Genomic DNA, 3145 nt, shown 5'->3' on the forward strand with positions numbered 1-3145 from the left:
TCAGGTTGAGCACCGACAGCAGTGCCGGTTGAATCCTGGCGCGTCTGGCCGCCAGCACGCCCAGCGGCACGCCGATCAGCACCGTCGGCAACAGCGTCGCGCCGACCAGCAGCAGGTGCCGCTGCAGGGCGGCGTCGAACACGTCCCGGCGGTTGTCGTATTCCTTCATGAGCGACAGGGCGTCCAGATGGCCTTGCCACACCAGCACAGCCACCGGCGCAACGAAGACCGCGCTGCCCGCCAGCGACAGCCACGCATGCCTCGTCCAGCCCTGCAAGGCTTCGGCCATGGCCAGTCCGCACAGCACGGCCAGCACCCAATAACCGCTGCCCAGCGAGGTGCGACCGAGGGGCATGTCCTCGGACAACAACGCACGGGCGTGTGTGCCCGCCAGCCAGGTCAGCCCACCCAGCAGGCTGGTGGCACCAACCAAGGTCAGCCAGCGCATCCGGTGCCCGGATGGAGGCCGCAGCGCGGCAGCCAGCAGGAACAGGACGGGCGTCAGCGCCCAGCGCCGGGGCCCGGCGATCACCTCCGCCACGGGCACGCCCACGCCGGAGAGGAGCCGGTTCGGGGCCTGCGTCAGGAACGGCAGACAGAACACCGCCGCCAGCCCCGCCACCAGCAGCACCCCCAGGACCGTGTGGTGGCGTCGACCTTGCATCAGCGCCTGCCGCTGCACCGCCTTACTTGATGAAGCCCTTGGACTTCAGATAGCTGGCCGCCACCTTCTTGGCGTCTTCACCGCCCAGCGCGATGCGGGCATTGAGCGCCTGCAGCGTCGCGCCATCCAGCGTCCTGAACACCGGGGCGAGCAGGTCGCGGATCTTCGGGTGCTTCTCCAGCACCTCGGCGCGCACGATCGGCGCCGGTGCATAGATCGGCTGCACGCCCTTCGTGTCGTCCAGCACCACCAGCCCGAGTGCCGCCACCGGCCCGTCCGTGCCGTACGCCATCGCGGCGTTGACGCCCGAGGTCTGCTCTGCGGCCGCCTTGATCGTCACGGTGGTGTCGCCGCCGGCCAGCGTCAGCAACTGGTCCTGCTTGAGCTTGAACCCATAAGCGGTCTGGAATGCGGGCAGGGCATCCGGGCGTTCGATGAACTCTGCGGAGGCCGCGAGCTTGAACTTGCCCCCGCCCGCGATCCAGCGGCCCATGTCGTCCAGCGTCTTGAGCCTGTTGGCGGTCGCCACGTCCTTGCGGATGGCGATGGCCCAGGTGTTGTTGGCCGGAGCGGGCTCCAGCCAGACGATCTTGTTGGCCTGGAAGTCGAGGGCCTTGACCTTTTCGTAACCGGCCTTGGCGTCCTTCCAGGCCGGGTCCTTCTCGGCGGAGAACATGAAGGCGCCGTTGCCGGTGTACTCCGGGTAGATGTCGATCTCGCCGGCCGTGAGGGCGCCGCGCACGATCTTGGTGTTGCCGAGCTGCACCTTGTTCTCGGTGTGGATGCCGCCGGCTTCGAGCACCTGGATGATCAGGTTGCCGAGCAGGGAGCCTTCGGTATCGATCTTGGATCCCACGCGCACGGCGGTCTGGGCTTGGGCGGGGCTGCTGGCCAGCAGGGTGGCCAGCAGGGTGCCGGTGAAGAGGCGGCGGGTCAGGCTTGCAATGCGCATCGGAGATCCTCCTGAGACGGGTCGGGGGCGAATGCGAGAACTATTTCGCGGGGCCACTATAAGCGAAGGGGCCATTTTTCGCGTTATCCAGCCCATGCCTCGAAGGTGCAGGGGAAGTCGAGCCAGCGTTGCACGAAACCCCGCAGCGTGGCGACATCCCCGGTGGTCCACAACTGCGCCAGCGGTGCGACGGTGGATGGTCCCTCCGCGGCCTCGGCACCCAGTGCACCGACCAGCGATGCCGTGCGCCGTGCCACGGCATCCGACGTGTCGATCAACCGGACCTCCGCGCCCATCGCGGCCTGGATGTGGTGGGCGACGAACGGATAGTGCGTGCAGCCGAGAACGACCGTGTCCACGTTCTGCGCCCGGAGTTCCGCACAGTGTGTCTCCACACGCTCGCGCACGGCGGGTGCATCGGTCTCGCCTGCCTCGATCGCGGCGGCCAGTCCGGTGCAGGCCTGCAGGCGCAGGTCGAGGTGGGTGGCATGGGTCTGTGCCAGCAGGCGAAAGCGCTCGCTGCGCAGCGTGCCATTGGTGGCCATCACGCCGACACGGCCGCTGCGGCTCAGCACCGCGGCGGGTTTCAGGCCCGGTTCGACCCCGACGATGCGACCGTCGGGATAGCGTGTGCGCAAGGCGGCGGCCGCGGCCGCCGTGGCGGTGTTGCACGCGATCACGAGCAGCTGTGCACCCTGTCCGTACAGGAAGTCCGCGATGGCCAGTGACCGGGCGCAGACGTAGTCGTCACCACGCTCACCGTACGGCGCGTGGCCCGAGTCGGCGACATAGAGCAGCTGCGCCGCTGGCAGCTGCTGCCGGATCGATCGCAGCACCGACAACCCGCCAAGGCCTGAATCGAACACGCCGATGCGTGGGGAGAAGGAGGGCGCGGAGGTCGTCATGCAGGCGGGAGCGGCGGTGGAGCGCCAGTCTAGCAGTGCCCGTGGCGGCGTTGGTCGCCGCTCTCCGGGTGTTCCCTGATGCAAAAAACCGGTGTCCTGATGGTGCAGTGCGGCAAGATTGGCTAAAATCGAACGATCGTGCTTTTTTTGGTGGCGCTGCCACAATCCGTCGCAATTCACGCTTGGGCGGCCCCTAGAATTGCTTTCCCGCCGTCCGAATTCAGATCCATTCAAATACTGGAGAACCTCGCATGAAGGCACTCGTACCCGTCAAGCGGGTCGTTGATTACAACGTCAAGGTCCGCGTCAAGTCCGACGGCACGGGCGTGGACATCGCCAACGTCAAGATGAGCATGAACCCGTTCGACGAGATCGCCGTCGAAGAGGCGGTGCGGCTGAAGGAAAAGGGCGTGGTCACCGAGATCATCGCCGTGTCGTGCGGTGTCACGCAGTGCCAGGAAACGCTGCGCACGGCGATGGCCATCGGCGCGGACCGAGGCATCCTGGTCGAGTGCGCGGACGAGCTGCAGCCGCTGGCGGTGGCCAAGCTGCTCAAGGCGCTGGTGGACCGCGAACAGCCGGGCCTGGTGATCCTGGGCAAGCAGGCGATCGACGACGACTGCA

General features: G+C 67.3%; 3 protein-coding genes and 1 pseudogene. 1 reads left to right on the forward strand and 3 read right to left on the reverse strand.

Features of this window, described 5'->3' with window-relative positions; translation table 11 throughout:
• The 3 genes and pseudogenes from AB3X43_RS06790 to murI form a co-directional block, all read right to left on the reverse strand.
• Positions 1 to 664, reverse strand: a pseudogene (locus AB3X43_RS06790) (ABC transporter permease); the annotation flags it as partial.
• Between the two features lie 22 nt (positions 665 to 686).
• The gene (gene osmF / locus AB3X43_RS06795; protein ID WP_369429103.1) at positions 687 to 1616 is read right to left on the reverse strand and encodes a glycine betaine ABC transporter substrate-binding protein OsmF; all 930 of its coding nucleotides are present in this window, start codon (positions 1614 to 1616) and stop codon (positions 687 to 689) included.
• 83 nt (positions 1617 to 1699) lie between these two features.
• Complete coding sequence (murI, locus tag AB3X43_RS06800) at positions 1700 to 2521, reverse strand: glutamate racemase (protein ID WP_369429104.1); 822 nt, start codon at positions 2519 to 2521, stop codon at positions 1700 to 1702.
• A 251-nt stretch (positions 2522 to 2772) separates the two neighbouring features.
• On the opposite strand from murI, the gene AB3X43_RS06805 reads away from it, so the two are divergent.
• The coding region (locus AB3X43_RS06805; protein WP_473965074.1) for an electron transfer flavoprotein subunit beta/FixA family protein at positions 2773 to 3145 on the forward strand (373 nt) is incomplete at its 3' end.

This window comes from Sphaerotilus sp. (assembly GCF_041083715.1).
Lineage (GTDB): Bacteria > Pseudomonadota > Gammaproteobacteria > Burkholderiales > Burkholderiaceae_C > Sphaerotilus.